The organism is Nocardia implantans (genome assembly GCF_035544775.1).
Lineage (GTDB): Bacteria > Actinomycetota > Actinomycetes > Mycobacteriales > Mycobacteriaceae > Nocardia > Nocardia implantans.
This window is the reverse complement of sequence record NZ_JAYKYQ010000004.1, coordinates 174,376-200,066: the sequence shown is the minus strand read 5'-3', so window position 1 is coordinate 200,066 and position 25,691 is coordinate 174,376. Positions and strand designations below refer to the sequence as shown.

Sequence of the window (25,691 nt, the reverse complement as noted above, 5' to 3'; positions counted from 1 at the left end):
CCCGTGAATCGCGCCGCCTTCGATCGTGCGCGGCGCGATTCTCAGGTGCGGGAACCTATTACGCGGCGCGACTGTCCGCGGCGAGTACCTTCGGCGCGGTCGTGTCCTCTTCGGCGAATCCGGGACGCCCGGTGAAGATGAACGCGACCAGCCAGGACGCGACCGCGGCGAAGCGATTGCGGAAGCCGACCAGGTAGAACAGGTGCACCGCGAGCCACATGAACCAGGCGATCACGCCGCGGAAGGTGATGCGGTCGTTCAGCTTCGTCACGGCGCTGAACCGGCTGATCACCGCCATGCTGCCCTTGTCCCAGTAGGTGAAGGGCGTGCCGGGCTGCTTCTTGCGGCGGATGATGTCGGCGGCGTGCCTGCCCTCCTGCATGGCCACCGGCGACTGGCCGGGGTAGCCGTTGAGCGAGCTCATGTCGCCGATGGCGTAGATGTCGGCGTAGCCGCCGACCGTGAGGTCCGGGTTGATCAGCAGCCGGCCCGCGCGGTCGGTCGCCACGCCCGTGGCCTCGGCCAGGATCTTCGCGAACCCGCCCGCCTGCACGCCCGCCGACCAGACCACGGTCTCCGCCGCGATGGCGTGTTCGACGCCGTCGGCGCTCTTGACGGTGACCTTGCCGTGCTCGATGTCGGTGACGAAGGTGCCGAGAAGCACCTCCACGCCGCTGCTGGTCAGCGACTTCTTCGCGTACTCCGACAGCCCGCCGCCGAACGGAGGGAGCACCTCGCCGGCGCCCTCGACGAGCGTGACCGAGACCTCCTGGTGGAAGTGCCGCTTCGCCAGCTCCTTCAGCTGACCGGCCACCTCGACGCCGGTCGCGCCCGCGCCGACCACGACGAAGCTCAGCAGCCTGCGCCTGGTCTGCTCGTCGGCCTGCGCGGCTTCGGCGAAGACACGCGCGATCTGCGCGCGCAGCCGGCGCGCGTCATCGATGGTCTTGAGGGAATAGGTCTTCTCCGCGAAGTCGTCGCGGCCGAAGTAGGACTGGCTCGCGCCGGTGGCCGCGATCAGCGAGCCGTAGCGGATGCGGTGGGACACGCCCTCGTGTTCGTAGGTGACGATGGCGCGGTCGGGATCGATGCCGACCACGGTGCCGAGGCGCACGTCGGCCTCGCGATGGCGGCGCAGGATGCCCGCGATCGGCGGCGCGATCTCCTCCGATGTGAGCACACCGGTCGCTACCTGGTACAACAGCGGTTGGAACAGATGCTCGGGCGTGCTGGAGATCAGCACATAGTCCACCCCCGACTTGGCCAGTTGCTTGGCGGCGGCGAGCCCGCCGAACCCCGATCCGACAATGACGACACCCGCGGTTTCGATTCCCGCGTCCACGTACTGCATGACAGCCTCCTTCTCTCATTACGAACCGCGATCCGGAGGGCGGATATTTCAGGTGTGTGGGCGCATAATTAAGATGACTCTTATCTCGATTCGTAATTAATCAGGAGGCGCCGTGGAACTTCGGCAGCTCACCTACTTCGTCGCGGTCTGCGAGGAGCTCAGCTTCAGCGGCGCCGCGGCGCGCTGCTTCATCTCCCAGTCGGCGATCAGCCACCAGATCTCCCGGCTCGAACGCGACCTCGGTGTGCAACTGTTCGAGCGCTCGACCCGCTCGGTCGTGCCCACCGACGCCACCGCACGGCTACTTCCCCTCGCGAAACAAATGCTGAGCCTGGAGTCGGCGATCCGAGCCGCCGTACGGACGGTCGGACCGCGCATCCGCCTGGCCGCGAACATGTCCTTCGCCACCCGCTCGCTGTCCGCGATCGCGGGTGCCCGCGCCGCGCATTCGGAGGCGGAGATCGAGTTCGTGATCAAACCCTTCCGCCAGCGCATCACCGCCGTGGCGGACGGCGACTGTGATCTCGCGCTCATCCGCGGCAGCGTCGACCAGCCCGGCCTCGTGGTCGAGCAGCTGTGGGTGGAGGATCTGGTGATCGCCACCTCCAGCGCGCATCCGCTGGCGACGAAGGACGCGGTGACGCTCGCGGATCTGGCCTCCTACCCCCTGCTACTGCCGCCGGAGCAGGAACAGGTCCTCCTGCACACCGTGATTCGCAACGCCTTCGCCGAACTCCCCACCGGACCCACGTTCGGGCCGCCCATCCCACCGGACCACACCGCGACGATGGAACTGATCAACCGCCCGGACGCGTGGACCGTGCTCTACGCCGAAAGCACCACGGAAGGACTCGTCGTCCTGCGATTGGCCGAGAACAAGCTGCGGATTCCGGTGTCGGCGGTGCTGCGCGCCGACGCCAAACGCTCACCCATCCTGGACACTCTGCTCACCGCGCTGCACCGCTGTTGAGCGGGACGCGACCTGGTACCCGGCCACCCACGTGCTCACATCCGGCCGTCGACACAGGCGGTGGAAGGTCGATGGCCGGGCAGGAGCTGTGACCAGAAGTCGTGGCGAACCGCGTCCCATAGTCCGGTCAATTCCGGCAGCAGTTCGCGGGCTTGCGCGAGGTCGGGGTAAGAACCGGGGTGGTACGAGGCGATCGGCGTCATGTCGGACGCGTCCCGCACGACCAAGATCGCGATGCGGTGGCCTTCCGGTCGCCAGGTAGCCCGAAAGCCCTCGGCTTCGGTGTGATGGATGTCGCGCATTCCACATCAGTCCCGCTCGCTGTGCGCGACTTCGGGCGGACGGGATACCGGCGTTCGGGAATCCGCGACGGAGGCGGCGAGCGCGTCCAGCACATTCAGCAGTGTTTCCAGGCTGGGGCCAGCCGAGAAGGACAGTGGATCGGCGGGTTCGAACGCCAGACCACGAGCCGCGGCGCGTTCGCGTGGGCTCGAAACCGGCGGAACGAGCTTGCCCGCCCGCACCAGGCAGCTGAGCGCCGACGCCTTCCGTGGACAGGTGGCGGCACGACATCCTCTGTGCTGCTGCATGATTCGATGCGACTCGCCGATGGTGAGCGGGTGGTCGGGGTGGGTATGACCAGGGCCGATCGCACCGGGCTGAGCGCGCGCCCAAGTTACCGCAGGGCACACCGTTTCGAGGTCGCATGTCTCGCAGACCCGCGCGGGGGTGTTGTCCACGATGGTCAGGTCGTGGACGACGAGGGCGGCAGCGTGCACGCCGACCGCGACGGCCAGCGCGTATCCGACCGGATCGACTTCCCCTTCCGGCGGTCGGACGGTGTAGAGGTAGTGGTAGCCCAATCGTTCCGCGTGGCGGCGCATTTCGAGCGCGTGCCGTGGGGCGTGCGGTCCGGATATCTCGGTTCGTAACAGTCCTATGGCATTCGGTGGCTGCCTCCTATGCGTGGCGAGCCGGCCGGTTGTCCCGATCTTTTGGGCGTGCATCATCGCTCCCGGATCATGTTGACAGCGTGCTTGTTTGGATTCGCTTCCCTGAGGCGCAACCCCTTGCGCGGGTTTCCGCCTCGAACGCCGGAAACCAGCACACCACCCGTGACCAGCGAATACGCTCGAAAACGAGCACCCACTCCTGATCGGCTCAATTACCCAGGGCGGTGCTCGGTTCTCGAGCTGACCGAGATCGGTTTGCAATCCCGCACGACTCACTTCTAGGAGACCTGCGTGACCAACCTCGATGAAGAAGGCCCCTCATCGACCCTGCCGCGTCGCCAACTCGGACGCTTCCTGCGCGACCGCCGCGAAGCGACGGGCTTCACCATCGCCGAGGCCGCCGAACTCGTCGATCTGTCCCGGGCGGTACTCCAGCGCATGGAGACCGGACAGATTCAGAAAGTCCGTAAGCAGGACGTCCAGGCGCTATGCGAGCTGTACGCCGTGGAGGCCCCGGATACCGAAGCGGCGGTGGACCTTGCGGTGCAAGCTAGAACGAAGAGCTGGTACCACGCGTATGGCGGTCTGTACAGCGGGGCTTTCAACATGTACGTCGGGCTGGAAGCGGCCGCGCGGCGACTGACGATGTACCACGAGCACATCCCTGGCCTCCTGCAAACCGCAGACTATGCGCGAGCAGTGATCGGGGCATATCCGGAATTCAGTCGCGAAGACATCGAGCGGCGTGTGGAGCACCGGCTGAGGCGGCAGAACATCGTCACCCGTAAGACCAAGCCGATCACTTTGGAAGTCCTGCTGCACGAATCGGCACTCCACCGCATGGTCGGCGGGCCGAAAACCATGTCGGCCCAACACCGTCACTTGGCCGAAGCCTCGAAGCTGCCGAACGTCACACTGCGTATACATCCCTTCAGCGCTGGACTGACCTGGGGGATGCCGCACAGCCTGTTCATCATCATGGAGTTCGCCTCGAATGCCAAAGGCGTGCCGGTCGAACCGCCGATCGTCTACTTGGAGGGAGGGCCTGCGCAGGATGTATATCTGGAGAAAGCCGGGGAAATTCGGCTCTATAGTGAACTCGCCTCGGCCATCCGGGACAAGTGCCTGGGTGAAGTGGAATCGCGAGACCTGCTCCGGCGGGTGGCAAGGAGTTACGAGCGGTGAACGGTGACCTATCCGGGGCGAACTGGTTCAAGAGCAGCCACAGCGAGAGCGGTTCGCAGTGCGTCGAAGTGGCATGGCTCCACGGCGGCATGATCGGCGTCAGGGACAGCAAGAACCCGACCGGCCCGGCGTTGGTGTTCGCACCAGGCGAGTGGGACGCCTTCACCACAGGCATGCAGAGCGGCGAATTCGGCCCCGCCTGAACCCTACTCGCACGCCGACGGAAACCATCGGCCCCGCACCGCTCATCACACGGGCGGAGCGGGGCCGCTCCACATGCGTCTATCGAATTCCACTAGGGCTCGATGATCCTGCTGCGCATCTGCGCTGAGCCATCGGGTAACCGCAGTCCGACTTCTCGCCGGACGACACCGGCCCGGTCCACCCGGGGCTGGTCGTCCGAGTCGCTACAGGTCAGATGCGCAATTCCGTCGACGCCAGCGCCGTGCCCTCGATGCGCGCGCGGATCTTGGCGAACGCGGTCTCTCGCGAGGTGGAGGTGTCGTCGGCGAACGGTGAGAAGCCGCAGTCGTCGCAGGTGCCCAAACGGTCGACGGGCAGGAAGCGCGCGGCGAGCAGTACCCGGTCGCGAACCTGTTCGGGTGTCTCGACCTGCGGGTCGATCGGGTCGGTGACGCCGATGAACACCCGCGCCTCGGCGGGCAGGTGTTCCGCGACTACGGCGAGAACCTTCTCCGGGTCCGGTTCGCTGGCGAGCTGGAGGTAGAACGCGCCGACCCGCAGTTGCAGCAACTTCGGCAGCAATTGGACATAGTCCACGTCCAGACTGTGCGTGGAGTCCTGGTCGCCGCCGGGACAGGTGTGCACGCCGATCCTGGCTCGATCCTCGTCCGAGAACCGCTCGAGCACCGTGTTGTTCAGTTCGATGAACTGGTCGAGCACACCGCCGCTGGGATCCAGCTTGAGCGACAGCCGCCCCTCGGTGAAATCGAGCTGAACCAGGTGCGCGCCCGCGTCCAGGCAGCCACGGATGTCGGCCTCGGCCGCGTCCGCGAGATCGGCGAGGAACTGCTCGCGCGGATAACCCTCGATCCCGTCGGCCGGATACAGCAGGCTCAGCGCCGACGGCGCGATGACGGCCTGCTTCACCGGAACGGTGGCGTGCTGCTGCGCGGCGCGCAGATAGTCCGCCGCGTGGGCGGCATAGCGGAACGGGCCCGAGGTCAGCCGTGGCAGCTGTCTCTGATGCCCGTCGGCGAACGGGATGACCGCCCCGTCCGGGGCCAGATTGTCCAGCCCCGCGATCGGATAGGTGGCGAAACTCGGCTTGGACTGCTCGCCGTCGGTAACAACGGGAGAGCCGAGTTCCTCCAAGCGGCGGATCGTCTCGGCGACCGCGCGCTGCTGGAGTTCGGCGAGCGCGGCTGCGTCGCCGGCTTCGTCGGCCATGGCGGCCAACAGGTCGTGAGGTCGAGGGATGCTACCGATCGGTTCCGTTGGGATGCTCACCGGCCGAGTGTACGTCCGCTACCTGCACCTTCGACGCGAAATCGCCTGCGCCGTAATTTCATTCGCCTCGGTCACGAATTCCGCGCGAGTGGCCTCGAGAGTTTGCACGAATTTCGCGCCGAAAGTTTCCGACCAGTCACAACAAACCGAGCGCTCGAAGATCAGCGCCTCTACGTCCCAGTCGACCGAAACGGTACGAACCGACCATCACCTCGGCGGAGTCGCTCGCACCCGCGTCGGTTCGCCAGTTCCCTGGCCGAGACGCACTGGGATCACGTGTTCGGCGGTGAAAAACGAAAAAGTGACCCCGACCGTCTCGGTCGGGGCCACTTTTCGATCGCTGCGAGCGTGTCAGCCCTTGTGCGCCTTGACCGCTTCGGTCAGCTGGGGCGCGACGTTGAACAGGTCGCCCACGATGCCGTAGTCGGCGATCTCGAAGATCGGCGCCTCTTCGTCCTTGTTGACCGCGACGATGGTCTTCGAGGTCTGCATGCCCGCGCGGTGCTGGATCGCGCCGGAGATGCCGAGGGCGATGTACAGCTGCGGGGAGACCGTCTTGCCGGTCTGGCCGACCTGGAACTGGCCCGGGTAGTAGCCCGAGTCGACGGCGGCGCGCGAAGCGCCGACGGCCGCGCCGAGCGAGTCGGCCAGGGCCTCGACCACCGAGAAGTTGTCGGCGGAGCCGACGCCACGGCCACCGGAGACCACGATGCTCGCCTCGGTGAGTTCCGGACGGTCACCGGCCACGACCGGCTCGCGCGAGGTCACCTTGACCACGCCCTCTTCCTGGGCGGGCACCTCGACGGTCACCTTCTCGCCGGCGCCGGCCTGCGCGGAGGCCTCGACGGCGCCAGGGCGGACCGAGATCACCGGGACATCGCCGGTGACCTTGGCGTCGACGGTGAACGCGCCACCGAAGATGGAGTGCACCCCGGTGCCGTCCGGCTTCACCTCGATGACGTCCACCAGCAGGCCGGAGCCGATCCGGGCGGCCAGGCGACCCGACACCTCCTTGCCCTCGGCGGAGGCGGCGACGATGACGGCGGCGGGCGAGACCGACTCGGTCAGCGCGGCCAGCACGTCGACCTTCGGGGTCACCAAGTAGTTCTCCACATCGTCGGACTCGGCGATGTAGATCTTCTCGGCGCCAGCGGCGGCCAGCGCGTCGGCCAGCTTCTCGCCGGTGCCCGCGGTGCCGAGCACGACGGCGGCGGGCTCGCCAAGGGCGCGAGCGGCGGTGAGCAGTTCGGTGCTGACCTTCTTGATCGCACCCTCGGCGTGCTCGACGAGCACGAGTACTTCAGCCATGTGTGTTCTCTCCTAGGAAGTCTGCGCTACCGAGATCAGATGATCTTCTGGCCGATCAGGTACTGGGCGATCTTGGTGCCGCCGTCGCCCTCGTCGGCGATCTTCTCGCCCGCGGTGCGCGGAGGCTTCGGCGTGGCCGCGGTGACGGTGGAGCCCGCGTTGGCGACGCCGACGGTCGAGGGGTCGACGCCCAGGTCGGCCAGCGTGAAGGTCTGCACTTCCTTCTTCTTCGCGGCCATGATGCCCTTGAAGGACGGGAAGCGCGGCTCGTTGATCTTCTCGGTGACGCTCACGATGGCGGGCAGCGACGCCTCCAGCTTGAACACGCCTTCGTCGGTCTCGCGCTCGCCGGTGATCTTGTCCCCGTCGACGGTCAGCTTGCGCAGGTGGGTCAGCTGCGGCAGGCCGAGGTACTCGGCGATGATCGCGGGCACCGCGCCCGCGCGCCCGTCGGTGGCCTCGTTGCCCGCGATGACCAGCTCGACACCCTCGACCTGGCCGAGCGCGCTCGCCAGCACCCACGCCGTCTGCACGGCGTCGGAGCCGTGGATGGCCGGGTCGTTGATGTGGATGGCCTTGTCGGCGCCCATGGACAGCGCCTTGCGGATGGCCTCGGTGGCGCGGTCGGGACCGGCGGCCAGCACGGTGACCTCACCGCCCTGGGCCTCCTTGATCAGCAGCGCCTCTTCGACGGCGCGCTCGTTGATCTCGTCGAGGACGGCGTCGGCGGCCTCGCGATCGAGCGTGAAGTCACCATCGGTGAGCTTGCGCTCCGACCAGGTGTCGGGAACCTGCTTGATGAGTACGACGATGTTCGGCATCGGTCTTCGTCGACCTCCTGTTCTGGTTACACGTATGTGGTGGTCGCACGAACTGCGCCGTACGCCCCGGTGGGTGGCTCAGGCCGTGACATTACCCTACGTTAAGTTACCCGTGGGTAACTTAGTGGCTTCTCTCTCACAATTGGTTACCACGCACTACAGTGCGCGGTTTCGGCGACCCCTTTCCCGGCGAGCGAAGCCGCGCTCCGGGGCGGCCGGGTGGGGTATGCCCCGCGGATGCCGTGCCAGTAACGTCGGAGTGATGAGCGAGGCTGTGATCCCTGCCGCAGTGGGCGACCCGACCGGCATTACCGAGACGACCGTCGGCTCCGTCGAACCACTGCCGCTGACCGGTGAGCGCACCGTTCCTGGCATCGCCGAGGAGAACTACTGGTTCCGCAGGCACGAGATCGCCTACGCCCGCCTGCTGGACCGCTGCGCCGGAAAGACCGTGCTCGAGGCCGGTTCCGGCGAGGGCTACGGCGCCGACATGATCGCCGACGTGGCCACCAAGGTGATCGGCGTGGACTACGACACCGGCGCCGTCGAGCACGTGCGCTCGCGCTACCCCCGCGTCGAGATGATCCAGGGCAACCTCGCCGAGTTGCCGCTGGAGGACGCCTCGGTCGACGTCGTGGTGAATTTCCAAGTGATCGAGCACCTTTGGGACCAGTCCCAGTTCCTGCGCGAGTGCCTGCGGGTGCTGCGTCCCGGCGGTGAGCTGCTGATCAGCACACCCAACCGGATCACCTTCTCCCCCGGTCGCGACACTCCGCTCAACCCGTTCCACACCAGGGAACTCAACGCGGCCGAGCTGACCGAACTGCTGGTCGAGGCCGGGTTCGAGGTCTCGCAAATGATCGGCGTGCACCACGGACCGGGTCTGAAAGCGTTGGACGCCAAGCACGGCGGGTCGTTCATCGACGCGCAGATCGAACGCGCGCTGGCGGGGGAACCCTGGCCCGCGGAACTGACCGCCGACGTCGCGAGCGTCACGGTGGACGATTTCGAACTGCTCGCCGCCGACATCGACGCGAGCCTGGATCTGATCGCCATCGCGGTGAAGCCTTGAGCGAACGCAGTACCCACGCAGCGAGCCCCGTGCCGGGCCAGTTCACCCTGGTCCTGCACTCGCACCTGCCCTGGCTGGCCCATCACGGGCGCTGGCCGGTCGGCGAGGAATGGCTCTACCAGTCCTGGGCCGCGTCCTATCTACCCGTGGTCGAGGTGCTGCGCGCCCTCGCCGCCGAAGGCCGTTCGCATCTGCTCAGCCTCGGCATCACACCGGTGCTCGCGGCGCAGCTGGACGACCCGCACTGCCTGGCGGGCATGCACCACTGGCTGGGCAACTGGCAGCTGCGCGCCGACGAAGCCGCCATGGCGGGCAACGTCGCGCTGGGCAGGCACGAACACCGTCTGGCCGCCGCCGCCTCGGCCGAATTCGAGCAGCACTGGCGGCACGGGGCCGCGCCGGTCTGGCGCGCGCTCATCGACGCGGAGACCATCGAACTGCTCGGCGGCCCGCTGGCCCACCCGTTCCAGCCGCTGCTGGACCCGCGGCTGCGGCAGTTCCAGCTCACCGAGGGCCTGGCCGACGCACGGCACCGCTGGGGCCACACGCCCACCGGCATCTGGGCGCCGGAATGCGGATACACCCCCGGCATGGAGGTCGGCTACGCCGCCGCGGGTGTGACGCATTTCATGGTCGACGGACCCGCGCTGCGCGGCGATACGACGCTCGGCCGCCCGGTTCACGACTCCGACGTGGTGGCGTTCGGACGTGATCTGCAGGTGAGCTATCGCGTGTGGTCGCCGAAATCCGGCTATCCCGGCCACGGCGCCTACCGTGACTTTCATCACTACGACCACGCCACGGGTCTGAAACCCGCGCGGGTCACCGGTAAGACCGTCGCGGGTCCGGACAAGGCTCCCTACGAACCGGAACTGGCCGCCGCGGCCGTCGTCAGGGACGTGGACGACTTCGTCCGGACGGTGCGCGAGCGGTTGATCTCCGAGTCCGAGCGGATCGGCAGGCCCGCCCTGGTCGTCGCCGCGTTCGACACCGAACTGTTCGGCCACTGGTGGCACGAGGGCCCGCAATGGCTGGCGCAGGTGCTGCGCGCGCTGCCGGAGGCGGGCGTCACCGTGGGCACCCTCTCCGACGCCAGAGCGCGCGGCTACCTGGGCGAACCGGTCCCGCTGGCCGACTCGTCGTGGGGTTCGGGCAAGGACTGGCGGGTGTGGGCGGGCGAGCAGGTGCGCGACCTCGTCGAACTCAACGACGACATCGTGCGGCTGACCCTGGACACCGTCGACAAGATGCGCGCCGCGCAGGGCGGCGCGCCGGGACTTCGCGATCACGTCGCCGATCAGCTGCTGCGCGAGGCGATCCTGACCGTCTCCAGCGACTGGGCGTTCATGGTCAGCAAGGACTCCGCCGCGGGGTACGCGCGCGACCGCGCGCACCGCCACGCCCACGCGGTCCGGGAAATCGCCGCGGCCGTCGGGGCGGGCCAACTCGCGAAAGCACGGCAGTTGGCGGCAGGATGGGGGGAAGCTGACGGACTCTTCCCCGGCGTGGACGCGCGACGACTCACCTCCGCGGGGTCCGTACCCAGCGCCACCGGGGCAGTTTCCGCCGCCGCCCCAGGCCATGGCCCCGCCACCGCGGGCCACGGACCGGTTCCGGCGGACCCGGGCTCGGCCGCAGAAGGACTTGCATGAAGATTTTGATGGTGTCGTGGGAGTACCCACCGGTCGTGGTCGGCGGGCTCGGCAGGCACGTGCATCACCTCGCCGTCGAACTGGCCGCGGCGGGTCACGAGGTGGTCGTGCTGTCCCGGCGGCCCTCCGGCACCGACGCCTCGACCCATCCCACCCACTCCTACATCGCCGAGGGCGTTCTGGTGGTCGCGGTCGCCGAGGACCCGCCGGTGTTCGACTTCGGCGAGGACATGCTCGCCTGGACGCTGGCCATGGGGCACGCCATGGTGCGCGCGGGCGTCGCGCTCGGCAAGCCGGGCATCGGTGACGGCTGGACCCCCGACGTGGTGCACGCGCACGACTGGCTGGTCGCCCACCCCGGCATCGCCCTGGCCGAGTACTACGACGTGCCGCTGGTATCGACCATCCACGCCACCGAGGCCGGGCGGCACAGCGGCTGGGTCGCGGGCAAGGTCAACAAGCAGGTGCACTCGGTGGAGTGGTGGCTCGCCAACGAATCCGACGCGCTGATCACCTGTTCGGCGTCCATGCAGGACGAAGTCGAGCGGCTCTACGGTCCGGAGCGGATCCCGATGACGGTGATCCGCAACGGCATCGACGTGGGCTCGTGGACCTTCCGCCCGCGCGCGCCGCGCAGCGGTCCGCCGCGACTGCTGTACGTGGGCAGGCTGGAGTACGAGAAGGGCGTGCAGGACGCGATCGCCGCGCTGCCGCGCATCCGCCGCGCCCACCCCGGAACCACCCTGACCGTCGCGGGCGTCGGCACCCAGTTCGAGTGGTTGCGCGAGCGCGCCAGGGTGCATCGCGTCGCGCGCGCGGTGAACTTCGCCGGTCAGCTCGACCACGCCGAACTGCTCGGTTGGCTGCACGGCGCCGACGCGATCGTGCTGCCGAGCCGGTACGAACCGTTCGGCATCGTCGCGCTGGAGGCGGCCGCGGCGGGCACTCCGCTGATCACCTCCACGGCGGGCGGCCTCGGTGAGGCGGTGATCGACGGCGTCACCGGCGCCTCGTTCGCGCCGGCGGACATCGACGGCCTGGTCGAGGCGGTCCGCGCCACCCTCGACGATCCCGCCGCCGCGCAGCAGCGCGCCTACGCCGCCAGGGAACGGCTCACCGCCGATTTCTCCTGGGACGTGGTGGCCGCGGAGACGGCGCAGGTGTACCAGTCGGCCAAACGGCGCGTGCGCAATCCGCTGGGCCGCCCGTCCATCGTGGAACGCCCGCTGCCGGAACGCGATCCGAAGTAGCCGCCTACTGCGCCGGGGACAGGGATGAGGACCTGTCTCTCGTCGCCAGGGGTGGCGGAGAGGGCCGGTCTGGAATACTCGATGGTCTGTCAGGGCTCATCGAGCCTGGCGCCGAGAGCTTTTCGCGAAAGACGAGGTTAGACGGACAGTGCGTGAGATCACCACATCCATCGATATCAACGCCACTCCCGAGCAGGTGTGGGCGGTGCTCAGCGATCTGCCGACCTATGGGCAGTGGAATCCGTTCATCCAGCAAGCGGCCGGTGAGCTGCGTACGGGTGCGAAGCTGACGTTGCGGATGGTGCCGAAGCAGGGGCGGGCGATGACGTTCAAGCCGAGGGTGCTGGCCGCGGAGCCGGGGCGGGAGCTGCGGTGGATCGGGCGACTGCTGATGCCCGGCATCTTCGACGGCGAGCATCGATTCGTGCTCACTGCGATCGATGGCGGAACACAGTTGGTGCAGAGCGAGAAGTTCTCCGGGGCGCTCGTCGCGTTCACCGGCGCGATGATCGAAAACACTCGCGACAATTTCGTCGCCCTCAACGAGGCGTTGAAGAAACGCGTCGAAGGCGCCTAGGCCGCCAGTTTCTTGACGATGCGCTCGATGGTGAGCCAGGTGCGGGTGGTGATGTCCTTGCCGTACGTCTTCTCCAGCCAGGACATGAAGTCCGGCGTCTGGCCCGGCTGACTGTTGTCGATGATCGCGAGGATGGCGCGCGCCGCCGCGTCGTAGCCGACGACCTTGGTGAGCGGGTCGGGCCGCTCGGGCAGGGTTGCCGGAGGCTCGGCCGTGTCCTTGAGGAACGTGGCGATCAAGTATGTGCCGCGGCCGTGGGTCAGGCCGTGGAACGGGTCGGTGTCCAGCAGCACGCGCAGTTCGTCATGGCTGCGGATGATGGTGCCGCCGCCGATGCCCAAGTCACGGATCAGCGCCTCCTGGATGCGCTCCTCGAGCGCGGGCACGTCGGTCTCCGGGCTGCGGAACACGATGTTCCCGCTGGTCAGCACCGAACCGACGCCCTCGAACCCGAGCGATTCGAACACCCCGCGCAACTTCGCGTTGCTCATGTTCGGATTGCTCGGCATGATCCCGCGCAACAGGGCGGCGTAGGCAGTCATGGCGCCGAACCTACTCGCCCGCACCGACGAATTCGCGCGCCCGCCGCGCTAGGCGGTCTGCGTGGCCCCGTTCTTCTTGCGCGCGATGTCCTCCAACGCGGCAAGGTATTCGGCGCGCTGCTCCGCGCCCGCCTCCCAGGCCGCCTTGCGGTTCTTGACCACCTTGGCCGGTGCGCCCACGGCGATGCTGTAATCCGGGATCTCGCCCTTGACCACGGCATGCGCGCCGAGCACGCAGCCGCGGCCGACGCGGGTGTCGCGCAGCACGGTCACCTTGGCCGCGATCCAGGTGTCGGGGCCGATGCGCACCGGGCTCTTCACGATGCCCTGATCCTTGATCGGGACGTTGATGTCGTCCATCTTGTGGTCGAAGTCGCAGATGTAGCACCAGTCGGCGACCAGGGTCGATTCGCCGATCTCGATATCGAGGTAGGTGTTGACCACGTTGTCCTTGCCGAACACCACCTTGTCGCCGATGCGCAGCGAGCCCTCGTGGCAGCGGATGGCGTTGCCGTCGCCGATGTGCACCCAGCGGCCGATCTCCATGCGGCTCAGCTCCGGGGTGGCGTGGATCTCCACGCGGCGGCCGAGGAAGACCATGCCGCGCAGCACGATGTGCGGGTTGGCCAGGCGGAACTTGAACAGCCGGTAGTAACGCACCAGATACCAGGGCGTGTACGCCCGGTTCGCGAGCACCCAGCGCAGCGACGCCAGCGTCAGAAAACGCGCCTGCTGCGGATCCCGGCGGCGCGATCCCCGCCAGCGCGAGCGCAACGGTGCGCCCCACATGCTCGTCACGAACGGTTCTCCTGTCGTGGTCCTACCGGCCGTCGACCGCCTCGGCGGCGACGGATAGAGCCTATCGCCCGTGGCGAGCGTCGCGACGAGCACCCGCTACGACAACGCCGGGACTCGTTCACCCGCGCAAAGGGCTCCCGTACAGTGACTCCTGCGCCGGAAAGGGCGCGGATGCGAGCCAAACGACGACAGGAGTACGGCAGGTGCGAAGCGGCGGCGTACTGGCTACTTCCATGTGGCGACCGTCCCGGAAACGCGCCGTGGTCGTGCTTGCCGCGGTCGGCGCGCTGACGCTGGCCGGTTGCGGCACCGATTACGACGACATCACCGTCGGCACCGGCAAGGGCTGGACCGCCGCCTACCACGACGGGCGCAACAGCGGCACCACTCCGGTCACCGGATCGCGCAAGATCGGGCTGAGCTGGCAGCGGCCGGTCGGCGGGCCGATCGCCCAGCCGGTCACGCTGGGGCCGGACAGTCAGCTGTTCGTCACCACGCGCCTGCCGAACTGCTCGATCTTCTCCTTCCAGATGGCCACGGGCCGCAAACGGTTCTGCAACGCCCTTGGCCCGAGCGCCATCTCCGCGCCGTCCGCGGTGGACGGGATGACCAACGTCTACGTCGGCGACGACAGCAGGGTGATCTCCTTCAACTACCTCGGGCAGCCGCGGTGGGCGACGCCGGTGGCCGGTACGCCGGTGTCGGTGCAGTTCACCGGGGACGGCAAACTGCTGACGATCAGCCAGTCCGGTCAGGTCGACGTGCTGTCCAGGCAGACCGGCGATCGGACGGTTCCGACCGTGCAATTGCTCGGCGAACCCGATTTCCTCGCGCACGCCGGCCTCGGCTGGCCGGACGCGGGCCAGGGGTTGGACGACTGCGCCACCGGAGGGCCGCACTGCCCCGTCGCGAACATCTCCCCCATCGACGCTGGCGGCCGTTTCTACGTGACGTTGTGGCAGCCGGGGCGGCCTGCCGCGGCCCTGGTCGCGCTGCGCTACACCGGCGCCAAGGTCGCCCGGGAGTGGAGCGCCGAACTGCTGCTCGGCGGCAGCGCGACCAGCCCGGCGCTGTCCGCCGACGGCGCCACCGTCTACGTCGGCGACAACAACAACCGCCTGATCGCCATCGACACCGCCGACGGGCGGACCAAGTGGGTCCACCGGCTGGATTGGACACCGCGCGGCGGCATCTCGGTGTCCGACGACGGCCTGGTCGTCCCGTCGGGCGAGGAGGGCTACCTGCTCGCGCTGCGGGACAACGGCGACACCGCCGAAACGGCGTGGGAGCGCAAGGATCTGGCGCTGCGCGGCCCGGCCGCGCAGACGGCGGGCGAGACCGGTTACGTCACCGCGGCGATCGGTGACGGGCTGAACCTCGTCACCTTCGACACGCGTACCGGAGCCACCATCGATTCCGACGTCCTGCCGGGCGCGAAGGGCACCACCACCGGAACATCGGTCGGCGCGAAAGGCGAGGTCGTGGTCGCCACCCGTATCGGCGAGATCTTCGCGTTCGAGCCGGAGTAGACCCGGCCCGCGCGGACACCGGTCCCGGGGACCCGCCGAGTACGGGCTCGCAGTGCAGCGACACGCATCGGCGGACCCGTTCGAGGTAGCGCGCGCTCACCGCACCAACGAAAGACAACAGCGCGCGGCAACGGCGTACCCTCCGGCAGCTTCCCGCGAGCAAGCATGACCGGTCGGCCGGGGCAGCGCGAACGCGGGTGAAGGGGGAATCATGTGGGGGAACAGTGTCTTCGCGCGGCTCGGTGAAGCGACGGCTGCCGTGATCGTCCTGCTGACGTCTGTCGTCGCCTGCGCGGCAACGGTCGACGGACATCCAATCGGAGCATCGCAAAGCCCCTCCGCGGCAACCACATCGGCGAAGGCTCCCGCCGAGCCGTTCACCGAACACGCCGTCGACGACGAATGCGTTCTCAGCGGTGCGGAGATCAGCGCGCTCGCCGGTGTGAGCCTGCGCGACGGACAGGACACCAACACCAAGCGCAATGACGGTACCTACGGGCGAAGCTGCACCTACTACCTCACGGCCGGTGGCATCTTGTCCTTCACCGCGTCGATCAAAGTGATGCGGCCGCGCCAGGGACCGGTCACCGATGCGACCATTGCGCGGCTGAGGGAACCGAACACGCGCGAACTCCCCGGGATCGGGCGAGCGGTGCTGCTCGAAGCGAAGACCGACTACCCGCGGGCATGGATTCTCACCGACCGGTTCGTCGTCACCGTCTTCCTGGTCGGCGGCAATCTACCCGCGCCGCCGTCGGATCAACGGTGGGCCGACGCCGCACGGCTGGTCATCGCCAGACTTCCCGTATAGCGGCCCACCCGGATGGTCACGGGGTCGCACAGAGGAAGACCGTCGCGGTACGCCCTATGCGAGTGATCACCAGCGTATGCGGTCGGCTGCCACGTGGTTTGAGACGCGAACGGAGGGCATCGGGGTCGACGTCGACACCACGGGCGAGGATTTCGAGTGGGCCGCAGTCGCGGCGATGCAGCTCGGCGCGCAGGGCCTTCTCGCGGAGGTCCATGCGGTCGAGCACGCGGAATCCGCGTACTCCCTCGGGCACGGCGTCGCCGGTGAGATAGGCGATGCGCGGATCGAGCTGCCACAAGCCGTGTTTCGCGGCGTAGTGGCGGACGAGTCCGGAGCGCACGACGGCGCCGTCCGGGTCGATGATCCACTGCCCAGGCGGGCGCTCGTCGATGACGTCGGAGTCGGCATCGGTGATGGTCCACGCGGCGGCTCCGGCGGAGAGCACCGTGGCGCGGCGGGTGACACCGGCCTCGGCGAGTCCCGGCGACCACAGGCACGCCTCGCGCACCGAGCCGTCGAGCGACACCACCTCCACCTCGCCGGGCCAGGCGAGCCGGTCGAAATCCAAACCGGGAGCGCATTTCACGGCGAGATCGCGCCCTCGATAGGTGTCGAGCAGATCCGGCAGCGGCGGTTGCAGTTTTGCCGGGTCATGGGTGCGGCGGCCGTCGGCGCGCCGGGCCGGATCGGCGATCACGACGGTGCCTGCGCTGCACGGCCTCAGCGCGTCCGCCTTGGCCAGCAGGACATTTCGACGGCCGGACAGATTGCGGGCCGACATGGCCAGCCGTACGTCGTCCAGATCGCTGCCGAGCACGGCAGGACAGTGCGGCGCCAGTGCGGCCAGCTCGGCGCCGATCGAACAGGTCACGTCGTGCACCGCCCGCCCGGCCAGGCGCGCGGCCCGGTGTTCCGCGACGGCCGTCGGGGTCGCCTGCTGCAAGGCGTCGTCGGTGAACAGCCACTCCCCCGCACCGGCGAGTTTGGCCGTGGCGCGGCGGCGCAGCCGGACCGTCTCGACCAGCGCAGCGGCCCGGTCGCCGTGGGCGCGGCGCACCAGCTCGAGGTCCTTCAGCAGGGATGCCGAGGTGAGCGCCAGTCCGTCCACCTCGGTCAACGCGGCCCGCCCGGTCGCGCTGTCCAGATACCCGACATCATCGCGGGTGAAGCGATACGCCACTATCGGTTCCGTCCCGGCGGGCGCGCCGAGCCGACCCGCCCGACTCCGACGATCGCGCCGGTGGTGATCCCTGCGCGGTTACGGCGTTCCCACACCCGCGGCGGCATGGGCTCGCCTCCGCCCACCGCAGCAGCACCGACCGTGCTGCCGGGGCGGGCGATGCGGTCGCGCGGCACTACTTCCCGGCGGAAGTGGGCTTCACGCCGGTGATCATGGCGTTGTAGAAGAACTGGCGCGGGACCACCCGGCGCATGACGTTCTCGTCCACCCAGCTCAGCCCGAGCCAGGCGCGGTACATCGCCATCCGGTAGCGCCAGGTGAGCTTCTCGGCGGGCACGGCCGCTTCGAAGGTGCGCACCGGCCAGCCCCACAGCGCCGCCGCGAACTCCTCCGTCTTGGCCGACACCTCCACCGCGCCCGCCGAGCGGGCCATGGCCTCCAGCTGGCGCGGATCGAAGGTGTGCAGGTCGACGACCGCCTCCAGGGCCGCCGCGCGCGAGGACTCGTCCAGCTCCTCCTGCGGACGCCGCCAGTCGCTGAGGATCGGCAGCTTGGTGACCGTGGTGGTGGCCTTCCAGGTGATGCGGCCGAGCCAGCGGGCGTAGAAGTTGCCGACCGTGGTCGGCTCACCGGCGAACACGAAGCGGCCGCCCGGCTTCAGCACGCGCAGGCACTCCTTGAGCGCCAGCTCGACGTCGGGGATGTGGTGCAGCACCGCGTGGCCGACCACGAGGTCGAAGGTGTCGTCCTCGTAGGGGATGGTCTCCGCGTCGGCGACCCGGCCGTCCACGTCCAGTCCCAGGTTCTGCGCGTTGCGCAGCGCGACCTTCACCATGCCCGGCGACAGGTCGGTGACCGAGCCCGATTTCGCCACGCCCGCCTGCATCAGGTTCAGCAGGAAGAAGCCGGTACCGCAGCCCAGTTCGAGCGCCTTGCCGTAGGGCAGCGGCGCGGGGCCGACGGCCAAGTCGAACCGGCCACGCGCGTATTCGATACAGCGCTCGTCATAGGAGATGGACCATTTGTCGTCATAGGTCTCGGCTTCCCAGTCGTGGTAGAGCACCTGGGCCAGCTTCGTATCCTTGAGCGCTGCTTCGACCTCTGCCTCGGTGGCGTGCGGGTTCGGCGCGGGGTCGTCGGGACGTACCGTCATGGTCGGCAAGCCTACCCAAATCCGCAGTTGACGCCTGCTATCGGCCCACGAATTCGGCCGATCCCGGACCGTTGGCCAGATAAGAACCTGTTCCTATCAGGCGATCTTCCGTCGTGAACAGGGCCGACCACTCGCCGCGGGCGCGATCGAGGCCGTGCGGACCGGCTTCGAAGACCGCTTTCGCCGCCGCCAGCGCGCGGGCGGGTCCGTCGGCGAACTGGCGCGCCCACCGCATCGCGGCGGTGTACACGTCGTCGGGCGCGACGACTTCGTCGACGAGGCGCAGCGCCTTCGCCTCGCCGGGTTCGACGAAACGACCGGTGTAGACGAGGTCCTTCGCCGCGCCGGGCCCGACCAGCAGGGACAGGCGCCGGATACCTGCGAGCGGGATCAGGCCCGTCTCGATCTGCGGTAAACCCAGTTTGACGTTGTCGCCGATGATGCGGCGGTCCGCTCCCAGCGCCAGCTCCAAGCCGCCGCCGAGGCAGTAACCACTGATCGCCGCGACGGTGGGCTGCGGGATCCGGGCCAGGCAGCCGAGGGCGTGCTGCAGATCGGCCGCCATGGCGGCGGCCTGAGCGCTGCCGAGCCCGAACAGTTCGGCCACGTCGTCGCCCGCGCAGAACACACGCTCGTCGCCGTACACGACCACCGCGGCGACACCCGGATCAGCCGCGACGGCGTCGGCCGCCTCGGCCAGCTCGCGCGCCAGCTGCAGGTTCAGCAGGTTCATCGGCGGGCGGGCGATCCGGAGGACGGCCACGCGCCGCGCGGCAGAACCTTCGGTCAGCTCCAGGGTCACGAATTCGGCCATGGGACGCACGCTACCGGGTGTCCACCGTCACCAGCGGTGAGCCCCGAAAACGGCGACGCCGGGTCGCCGGCGCCGGTCCCGCTCGGCACGACGAGCCGGCACGAGCAGGCGGCGGCGATCAATTCAGGTTTTACGGCACACGGTTACGGATGGCCGGCTCCTTGCGGCGCGCGGCGTGGTGCGAGGTCGATCCGGACATCGTCGGAGGTGGTGATGACGAAGACGCGGTCGCCGCGTTCCTTGTCCCAGTCGGCCGGGATGAGGAAGTAGCGGTCCTCGGCGCGGGCCAGGAGCAGCAGTCCGCTGTACTGGTAGCGGTATCTCGTGTCCGGCCCGGTGATCGCGTCGAGTCGCGACTTCCCGCCCGCGATGGCGAGTCGGTCGACACTGAACACCACCACCGCTGGTTCATGCGCGAGACCATGGTCTTCTTCCGCCCTCGCGCTCCGGCTGCCCTCGACGCCGGCGTAGTACCCGATCGCCCAGAATCCGCCGAGGAAGGCGAGGCCCAGTAGCGTGACCAGAAGCGGGACAGACCGCCCGACCGGTGGGCGGCCGAATGGTCGGTGGAGCAACCGATGGTAGGTCGCGGACAGTTCCAGGGCGTACCAGATCAATGCGACGCCGGCGATGAGCGTCAGCGGCAGACCGAGACTCGTCCAGGTGGGCAACTGCTTACGCAGCATGACCCCTATCGCGGCCCCGGCGCACAGCGCCACCCCGACAACGGTGACTGTCCGGACCCACCACCGCAGCGCCCACCGGGGCCGTCGAGTGCGCATCACCACCACGAGCGGCGCCTGCCGCAGCGCGAACACCGCCGCGGCGATCAACAACGCCAACAGGACGAGGAAGAACGCACCGTCGAGGCTCTTGACGAGATAGTCCGAGACGCTGAAGTCCAGCAGTCGGGCGTCGATTCCGAAGTGCCCGTACCAGGCGCGGGTGTACACCGATCCGACGTAGTAGAGCACCGCCACGGTCAGGGCCGCCTCCGACGTCGCCACCGCGACCGCGACCGCCCGTCGGGGCGGTGACGTCTCAGCGGTCCGCGCACTCATCGTTACGATGTCGGGGCCGGGGCACTGGTGATGGGGGAAGTCGGGGGCGTAGTGAGCCGAGCGCCCTTGTCGGGAGTGGTCACCCTGACTTCCACTGTTGTCGGCAAGCTTTCGGTCAAGGGGACGGTTGTCTCCGGTACCTGGATCGAGGGCGCGTTCGTCGGTGAAGCGGGGGGCTGGGTCGGCTCGGACCGAAGCACCGTCACCGTCGGTTGGTCCGTCGACGGAACGGGTTCGGCGGTCGGCATGGATGACACCGATGATGCCGCCGGCGGAGTCGTAGTCGTCGAGCCGGGTGCGGGGTCGGGTCCGCCGCAGGCGAGCAGGAACAGGCACATCGAGATCAACAGCGGCACCGAACGCATCAGCCCCCCTCGGACCTGGAGAATGCAGCGATTGTCCCACAGACGGATTGCGCCAGGGCGATTTCGGAAGCGCTGGGCGCTGTGCACCGTCCGGGCGGGGTGGCCGTGATCCGGCGGCTCGCTGACGCGACAACCTTGCGGTCGTCCTGGAAGATCCGCGTTCCCAGAACGGACGCGGGCGAGCCGCCCGCAGGTCACCGGCGCCGGTGCCGTTCAGGGCCGTGCGGACCCTTTGAGTCGCCCGGCGTCGGGCAGGTCGGCGAAGTAGCGGTGGTTGTCGGGGAAGGACAGCAGCTGTTTGCCGTCCAGATCGGCCAGCACCGGCATGATCGGATCGATCCGGCGCCGCGCGGCCAAGATGTCGGCGGTCGAGCCGAATTCACCGAGCGCGACCAACTGCGACCAGGTCGGCGGAAGCAGCACGTCGACGCCGGAGCGCCAGCGTGCCAGCGCCTCGGCCGGGGTGCTCCATCGCACCTCGGCGGCCTCGGAGGTGGCGCCGTCGGCGCGCTGGCCCTCCGGCAGCACCGCGACGAAGAAGCGGGTGTCGTAGCGACGCGGCTCGATCACGGGCGTGATCCAGTTCGCCCAGGGCCGTAGCAGATCGGCGCGCAGCACCAGCTTCTCCTCGGCGAGGAACGACGCCAGCGTCAGTTCCCTGCGCTCCAGCCTGCCGCGCGCGTCCCGGTAGCCGGTGGTGTCGGAGACGACGCTGTCGGCGGTGGGCCCGGCCAGCAGCACGCCGCACTCCTCGAACGTCTCCCGGACCGCCGCGCAGACCAGCGCCTTGGCCCTGGTTTCGCTGGTCGCGAACCGTTCGGCCCACCACGTGGGTTCGGGACCGGCCCAGGCGATGTCGGCGGTTCCGTCGGACGCGTCGACGCCGCCGCCGGGGAACACGGTCATGCCCGCCGCGAACGCCATCGCGCCGACCCTGCGCTGCAGGAAGATCTCGGGCCCGTCGGCCCCGTCGCGCACCAGCATCACCGTGGACGCGTCCTTCAGCGGCGGTGCCGGTTGCTGAGAGTCTGCCTGCGCTTCTGTCTCACTCACCCTTGCACCATAACGGGCGCAGTCGGACGCAGTCCGCGCACGGCCGCAGCGAAGACGAAGGCACGCCTGACGCGCACGCACGGTGGGCGACCGCGCGCCGTCCGGGTCAGCGGGTGCGGTGGCTGCCCGCCCGGCGGGAGCGGCGGGCGAAGTAGCGGCCGTCGACGCGGTCGAGCGCGATCGATTGGCTGAAGGCGTCGCTGAGGTTCTCCGCGGTGAGCACGTCGGAGAGCAGGCCCTGCGCGACCACTTCGCCCTCGTTGAGCAGCAGGCCGTGGGTGAACCCGGGCGGGATCTCCTCCACGTGATGGGTGACCAGCACGATCGCGGGGGCGTCGGGGTCGGCGGCGAGATCGCCGAGCCGCTCCACCAGTTCCTCACGGCCGCCCAGATCCAAGCCGGCGGCGGGCTCGTCGAGCAGCAGCAGTTCGGGATCGGTCATCAGCGCGCGGGCGATGAGCACGCGTTTGCGCTCGCCCTCCGACAGCGTGCCGTAGGTGCGGTCGGACAGATGTTCGGCTCCGAGGCTTTCCAGCATGTCGATGGCGCGATCGGTGTCTACGTCGTCGTAGCGCTCGCGCCAGCGGCCGAGCACCGCGTAGCCCGCGGACACCACCAGATCGCTGACCTTCTCGTCCACCGGGACGCGGCTGGCCACCGCGGCCGACGACAGGCCGATCCGCGGACGCAGCTCGCTGAGGTCCACCTTCCCGAGCCGCTCCCCGAGCAGATGGGCGACGCCCGCAGTGGGATGCAGCTCGGCGGCGGCCATCCGCAGCAGCGAGGTCTTGCCCGCGCCGTTGGGGCCGAGGACCACCCAGCGTTCGTCGAGCTCGACCTGCCAGGTGACCGGGCCGACGAGGGTATGGCCGGAGCGGCGGACGGTCACGTCGGTGAAATCGATGAGCAGATCGGGATCCGGTTGCGGCACGCGCTCCATCTTGGCCCACCCGAGGGGGCACTTGCCAACGCAGGGAGGGAAACCGACCCGGTCGGTCGGATCTATGCTGGAAAGCCGCCGTCCCGGCCGCATCCGCCGCACCGTCCGACACGCCCGCGCCGCCGTAGCGGAGGGTTCACCAGGACGCGGCGGGCACCGCGATCACCGTCATGGAGCCCGGCGCCACCTCGGTGTATCCCGCGTCGCGCACGGCGATCGCAGCGCCGTCGGCCACCTGTCCGGCCAGCGAGGCCCACTGCTGCTCGTCGGCCTCACGCACCGCGCAGCGGAAGCCGTGTTCCGCCCAGCGCAGCGCGTGCTCCACCGGCAGCGCGCCGGCCAGGAGCATGCTCGCGTGACCGACCTGCGCGGCGGCCTTGCCCAACGTCATCCCGAGCCCGGCGTTCACCCACAGCACCGGCAGCGCCGGATCGGGCGGGCCCGGCTCGTCGTGCTCGAGGTCGGTGCCGCCGATCTGCAGACGCTTGATCCGCGGATCGACTCGGCCCACCGGTCCCGGGACAAGCGCCCGCGCCTGCGCGCCGTCGATCTCCACTGTGACGCCCGCGACGTCGCAAGTCGCTTGCCACTGCGCGCCGCGCGCGCGCCGAGCCACCTTGCGAATCCGGGAACGCTTCCACGCCAGATAGCGCTCCTCCCACTCGCCGCCCGGCCCGACCCGCTCGTCCAGGCATAGGGCCACCGCAGCCGACGCGGCGGCGGCGAGCAGCGCACTGCGCGGCGGCGGATCGATCTTGGGCAAGTGCAGGACCATCTGCATCGCCTGCACCATGGCCGGGTCGTCCGGATCTCCGCCGCCGCCGTAGCCTCCGGCCAGTTCCGCGTGCCGGGCCCGGAATCCTTCGATGCCCGATGGCGTTGCCGCGCCGATGGTCTCGTCGTCCGCGCGGACTTCGGCGCCGCATTCCGGAATGCTCGTCATCGCTTCACCTCGATCATCGACGAAAACGTCTGGGCCGGTAGCGAACCCCGTTCCCACGGACGCGTGTACTCCCTCGTCGGAAGCGGCGCATCACACGCCACGCCCACAAAACTCCACAGCGGCATCCCACCGGCGGCCGGCGCGACGGGCGCGGCCCGGACGGGTCCGGAATCCGTCGCTCGGTCCTGCTTCGCCCCGCCCGCATCACCTTTCGCGAAACCGCCGCAGTGGCCGGTGGACGGGTGCGCCGAGAAAACGACCCGCCGCCCGACGTACGGTCGCCGCTGTTGTCTGGTGTCGAGGCCATGGCGCCGCACCCCACCGCCGACCCGGCGGGCAGCGGGCAAGGACTTGCGCACCAGTCCTCCGATCGACGCATGATCAACAGCAGCGAGCCTACCGATGGGAGCGGCGCGAACCATGCGCGCCGGTGTACGCAGCGCGGAGTCGAGCGCCGCCCGGCGGCCGGACGCCGCTGCGAGCCGAGCCGGCTCGTTCAGCCCAGTGGGACGCGGCGCAGCAAACCGTCCCTGGCGTCGGCGGCCTCCACCTCGTGCCGGGTGACCCCGAGGATGAACAGGACGGCGTCCAGATAGGGGTGCGACAGCGCGGCGTCGGCGACCTCGCGCAGCGCCGGTTTGGCGTTGAAGGCGACGCCGAGTCCGGCGGCGTTGAGCATGTCGATGTCGTTGGCGCCGTCGCCCACCGCGACGGTCTGCTCCATCGGCACCCCGGCCTCGGCGGCGAACTTGCGCAGGGCGGTCGCCTTGGCCGCGCGGTCGACGATCTCGCCGACGACGCGGCCGGTCAGCTTGCCGTCCACCACCTCCAGCGTGTTCGCCTGCACGAAGTCCAGTTCGAGTTCGTGCGCCAAGGGCTCGATCACCTGGCGGAATCCGCCCGACACCACGCCGCAGCGGAAACCGATCCTGCGCAGCGTGCGGATGGTGGTGCGCGCGCCGGGGGTCAGCTCGATCCGGTCGGCGACCTCCTCGATCACCGACTCGTCCAGCCCGGCCAGCGTCGCGACCCGCTGCCGCAACGATTCGGCGAAGTCGATCTCCCCGCGCATGGCGGCCTCGGTCACCTTGCGGACCTCGTCCTCCACGCCCGCGTGCGCGGCGAGCATCTCGATGACCTCGCCCTGGATCAGGGTGGAGTCGACGTCGAACACGATCAGCCGCTTGCCCCGGCGGGCCAGCCCGGCCCGCTCCACCGCGACGTCGACCTGCTCGGCCACCGCGACCTCGGCCAGCGCCGTGCGCAGCCGGGAATCGGTGTCCGGGCCGGAGTCGGTGGCGGTGACCATCAACTCCATGCCGGTCACCGGGTAGTCGGCGATGCCGCGGATGGTGTCGATATTGGCTCCCAGCGCGGCCAGTTGCCGCGACACCGCGCTGAACGCGCGCGCGGTGACCGGGCTGCCGAGGATGACCACCGCGTGGGTGGACATCGGCTGTCTGCCGATCGCCGCGTCCACCTCGACGTCGACGTGCATGCCGACGGTGTTCATGGCCTCTTCGAGCTCGTCCTGCAACGCCTCGGCATCGGTCGGGCAGGTGACCAGGACGCCGAGGGTCAGCCTGCCCCTGATCACGACCTGCTCCACGTCCAGCAGGCTCACCCCGTGCCGGGACATGGCCGCGAGCAGCACGGACGTCACACCGGGGCGGTCGGGCCCGGTGACGGTGACGAGGACGGTGGTGTCGGCCAACTGATGCGCTCCATGTTCGATGTTCGCCGTCGCTGTGCTGGACGTCGTTGTCGCAACGCACGGTGCGTACTGATCTCCACAAACGAGTGTGCACCCGCTGGTGACCAGCGGGTGCACACTCGTCGCGCTGAATCCTACGGCGCGGCCGGACCTCGCTCGTTCGGCCCCGCCGCGGCAGC

Annotated in this window: 25 protein-coding genes; 9 read left to right on the top strand and 16 right to left on the bottom strand. The window is 69.1% G+C overall.

The features are described from left to right. Nucleotides 1-58 precede the first annotated feature (58 nt). Nucleotides 59-1,351, bottom strand: a complete 1,293-nt coding sequence (locus U3653_RS11440; RefSeq protein WP_195078596.1) for an NAD(P)/FAD-dependent oxidoreductase — start codon at nt 1,349-1,351, stop codon at nt 59-61. A gap of 112 nt (nt 1,352-1,463) precedes the next feature. Here U3653_RS11440 and U3653_RS11435 point away from each other — a divergent pair, with 112 nt between their 5' ends. Beyond that, nucleotides 1,464-2,321 (top strand): LysR family transcriptional regulator, encoded by an 858-nt coding sequence (locus tag U3653_RS11435; protein ID WP_195078595.1) that lies wholly within the window; start codon nt 1,464-1,466, stop codon nt 2,319-2,321. Nucleotides 2,322-2,356: 35 nt separating this feature from the next. Here the strand turns inward: U3653_RS11435 and U3653_RS11430 are convergent, their stop codons facing one another. Both U3653_RS11430 and U3653_RS11425 read right to left on the bottom strand, forming a co-directional pair. Beyond that, nucleotides 2,357-2,623, bottom strand: a complete 267-nt coding sequence (locus U3653_RS11430) for a hypothetical protein (RefSeq protein ID WP_195078594.1) — start codon at nt 2,621-2,623, stop codon at nt 2,357-2,359. A 6-nt stretch (nt 2,624-2,629) separates the two neighbouring features. Beyond that, complete coding sequence (locus U3653_RS11425) at nt 2,630-3,205, bottom strand: hypothetical protein (protein WP_195078593.1); 576 nt, start codon at nt 3,203-3,205, stop codon at nt 2,630-2,632. 360 nt (nt 3,206-3,565) lie between these two features. On the opposite strand from U3653_RS11425, the gene U3653_RS11420 reads away from it, so the two are divergent. Continuing rightward, on the top strand, nt 3,566-4,459 hold the full coding sequence (locus U3653_RS11420; protein ID WP_195078592.1) for a helix-turn-helix domain-containing protein: 894 nt from the start codon (nt 3,566-3,568) through the stop codon (nt 4,457-4,459). After that, nucleotides 4,456-4,662, top strand: coding sequence for a DUF397 domain-containing protein (locus U3653_RS11415; RefSeq protein WP_195078591.1), 207 nt, complete (start codon nt 4,456-4,458; stop codon nt 4,660-4,662). The genes U3653_RS11420 and U3653_RS11415 overlap by 4 nt, the downstream gene beginning before the upstream one ends. A 211-nt stretch (nt 4,663-4,873) precedes the next feature. Here the strand turns inward: U3653_RS11415 and U3653_RS11410 are convergent, their stop codons facing one another. From U3653_RS11410 to U3653_RS11400, 3 genes are all read right to left on the bottom strand, one after another. Continuing rightward, nucleotides 4,874-5,929, bottom strand: coding sequence for a cobalamin-independent methionine synthase II family protein (locus tag U3653_RS11410; protein ID WP_195078590.1), 1,056 nt, complete (start codon nt 5,927-5,929; stop codon nt 4,874-4,876). Between the two features lie 351 nt (nt 5,930-6,280). Next, nucleotides 6,281-7,237 (bottom strand): electron transfer flavoprotein subunit alpha/FixB family protein, encoded by a 957-nt coding sequence (locus U3653_RS11405; protein ID WP_195078589.1) that lies wholly within the window; start codon nt 7,235-7,237, stop codon nt 6,281-6,283. 35 nt (nt 7,238-7,272) lie between these two features. Further along, complete coding sequence (locus tag U3653_RS11400) at nt 7,273-8,058, bottom strand: electron transfer flavoprotein subunit beta/FixA family protein (protein WP_195078588.1); 786 nt, start codon at nt 8,056-8,058, stop codon at nt 7,273-7,275. A 262-nt stretch (nt 8,059-8,320) separates the two neighbouring features. Here U3653_RS11400 and U3653_RS11395 point away from each other — a divergent pair, with 262 nt between their 5' ends. From U3653_RS11395 to U3653_RS11380, 4 genes are all read left to right on the top strand, one after another. Further along, entirely contained in the window at nt 8,321-9,130 is an 810-nt protein-coding gene (locus tag U3653_RS11395; protein ID WP_195078587.1) for a class I SAM-dependent methyltransferase, read from the top strand. Then, nucleotides 9,127-10,782, top strand: coding sequence for a glycoside hydrolase family 57 protein (locus U3653_RS11390; RefSeq protein ID WP_323124188.1), 1,656 nt, complete (start codon nt 9,127-9,129; stop codon nt 10,780-10,782). Before U3653_RS11395 ends, U3653_RS11390 begins: the two co-directional genes overlap by 4 nt. Next, nucleotides 10,779-12,032 carry a glycosyltransferase family 4 protein gene (locus tag U3653_RS11385; protein ID WP_195078586.1) on the top strand — a complete coding sequence of 418 codons (1,254 nt, stop codon included), beginning with the start codon at nt 10,779-10,781 and terminating at the stop codon, nt 12,030-12,032. The genes U3653_RS11390 and U3653_RS11385 overlap by 4 nt, the downstream gene beginning before the upstream one ends. Nucleotides 12,033-12,180: 148 nt before the next feature. Then, on the top strand, nt 12,181-12,609 hold the full coding sequence (locus U3653_RS11380) for an SRPBCC family protein (RefSeq protein ID WP_195078585.1): 429 nt from the start codon (nt 12,181-12,183) through the stop codon (nt 12,607-12,609). Here U3653_RS11380 and U3653_RS11375 read toward each other — a convergent pair. Both U3653_RS11375 and U3653_RS11370 read right to left on the bottom strand, forming a co-directional pair. After that, nucleotides 12,606-13,151: a DUF1697 domain-containing protein gene (locus U3653_RS11375; protein WP_195078584.1), complete on the bottom strand. Its 546-nt coding sequence runs from the start codon at nt 13,149-13,151 to the stop codon at nt 12,606-12,608. The genes U3653_RS11380 and U3653_RS11375 overlap by 4 nt on opposite strands. Before the next feature lie 48 nt (nt 13,152-13,199). Then, nucleotides 13,200-13,949: an acyltransferase gene (locus tag U3653_RS11370; protein WP_039795317.1), complete on the bottom strand. Its 750-nt coding sequence runs from the start codon at nt 13,947-13,949 to the stop codon at nt 13,200-13,202. A 233-nt stretch (nt 13,950-14,182) separates the two neighbouring features. On the opposite strand from U3653_RS11370, the gene U3653_RS11365 reads away from it, so the two are divergent. Next, nucleotides 14,183-15,478 (top strand): outer membrane protein assembly factor BamB family protein, encoded by a 1,296-nt coding sequence (locus U3653_RS11365; RefSeq protein WP_195078583.1) that lies wholly within the window; start codon nt 14,183-14,185, stop codon nt 15,476-15,478. A gap of 211 nt (nt 15,479-15,689) precedes the next feature. Next, entirely contained in the window at nt 15,690-16,289 is a 600-nt protein-coding gene (locus tag U3653_RS11360) for a DUF3558 family protein (RefSeq protein WP_195078582.1), read from the top strand. Between the two features lie 16 nt (nt 16,290-16,305). On the opposite strand, the gene U3653_RS11355 is transcribed toward U3653_RS11360, so the two are convergent. From U3653_RS11355 to serB, 8 genes are all read right to left on the bottom strand, one after another. After that, the gene (locus U3653_RS11355; protein WP_195078581.1) at nt 16,306-17,469 is read right to left on the bottom strand and encodes a THUMP-like domain-containing protein; all 1,164 of its coding nucleotides are present in this window, start codon (nt 17,467-17,469) and stop codon (nt 16,306-16,308) included. A 175-nt stretch (nt 17,470-17,644) separates the two neighbouring features. Then, nucleotides 17,645-18,622 (bottom strand): methyltransferase domain-containing protein, encoded by a 978-nt coding sequence (locus U3653_RS11350; RefSeq protein WP_195078580.1) that lies wholly within the window; start codon nt 18,620-18,622, stop codon nt 17,645-17,647. A gap of 37 nt (nt 18,623-18,659) precedes the next feature. After that, a complete protein-coding gene (locus U3653_RS11345; protein ID WP_195078579.1) occupies nt 18,660-19,436 on the bottom strand; it encodes an enoyl-CoA hydratase-related protein in 777 nt (258 codons plus the stop codon). Between the two features lie 143 nt (nt 19,437-19,579). Beyond that, nucleotides 19,580-20,497 carry a hypothetical protein gene (locus U3653_RS11340; protein ID WP_195078578.1) on the bottom strand — a complete coding sequence of 306 codons (918 nt, stop codon included), beginning with the start codon at nt 20,495-20,497 and terminating at the stop codon, nt 19,580-19,582. 578 nt (nt 20,498-21,075) lie between these two features. Then, entirely contained in the window at nt 21,076-21,846 is a 771-nt protein-coding gene (locus U3653_RS11335) for an NUDIX hydrolase (protein WP_323124230.1), read from the bottom strand. Between the two features lie 175 nt (nt 21,847-22,021). After that, nucleotides 22,022-22,855 carry an ABC transporter ATP-binding protein gene (locus U3653_RS11330; RefSeq protein ID WP_195078576.1) on the bottom strand — a complete coding sequence of 278 codons (834 nt, stop codon included), beginning with the start codon at nt 22,853-22,855 and terminating at the stop codon, nt 22,022-22,024. A gap of 136 nt (nt 22,856-22,991) precedes the next feature. Then, on the bottom strand, nt 22,992-23,798 hold the full coding sequence (locus tag U3653_RS11325; protein WP_195078575.1) for an aminoacyl-tRNA hydrolase: 807 nt from the start codon (nt 23,796-23,798) through the stop codon (nt 22,992-22,994). Nucleotides 23,799-24,294: 496 nt separating this feature from the next. Then, on the bottom strand, nt 24,295-25,512 hold the full coding sequence (serB, locus tag U3653_RS11320; protein WP_195078574.1) for a phosphoserine phosphatase SerB: 1,218 nt from the start codon (nt 25,510-25,512) through the stop codon (nt 24,295-24,297). Nucleotides 25,513-25,691: the final 179 nt, after the last annotated feature.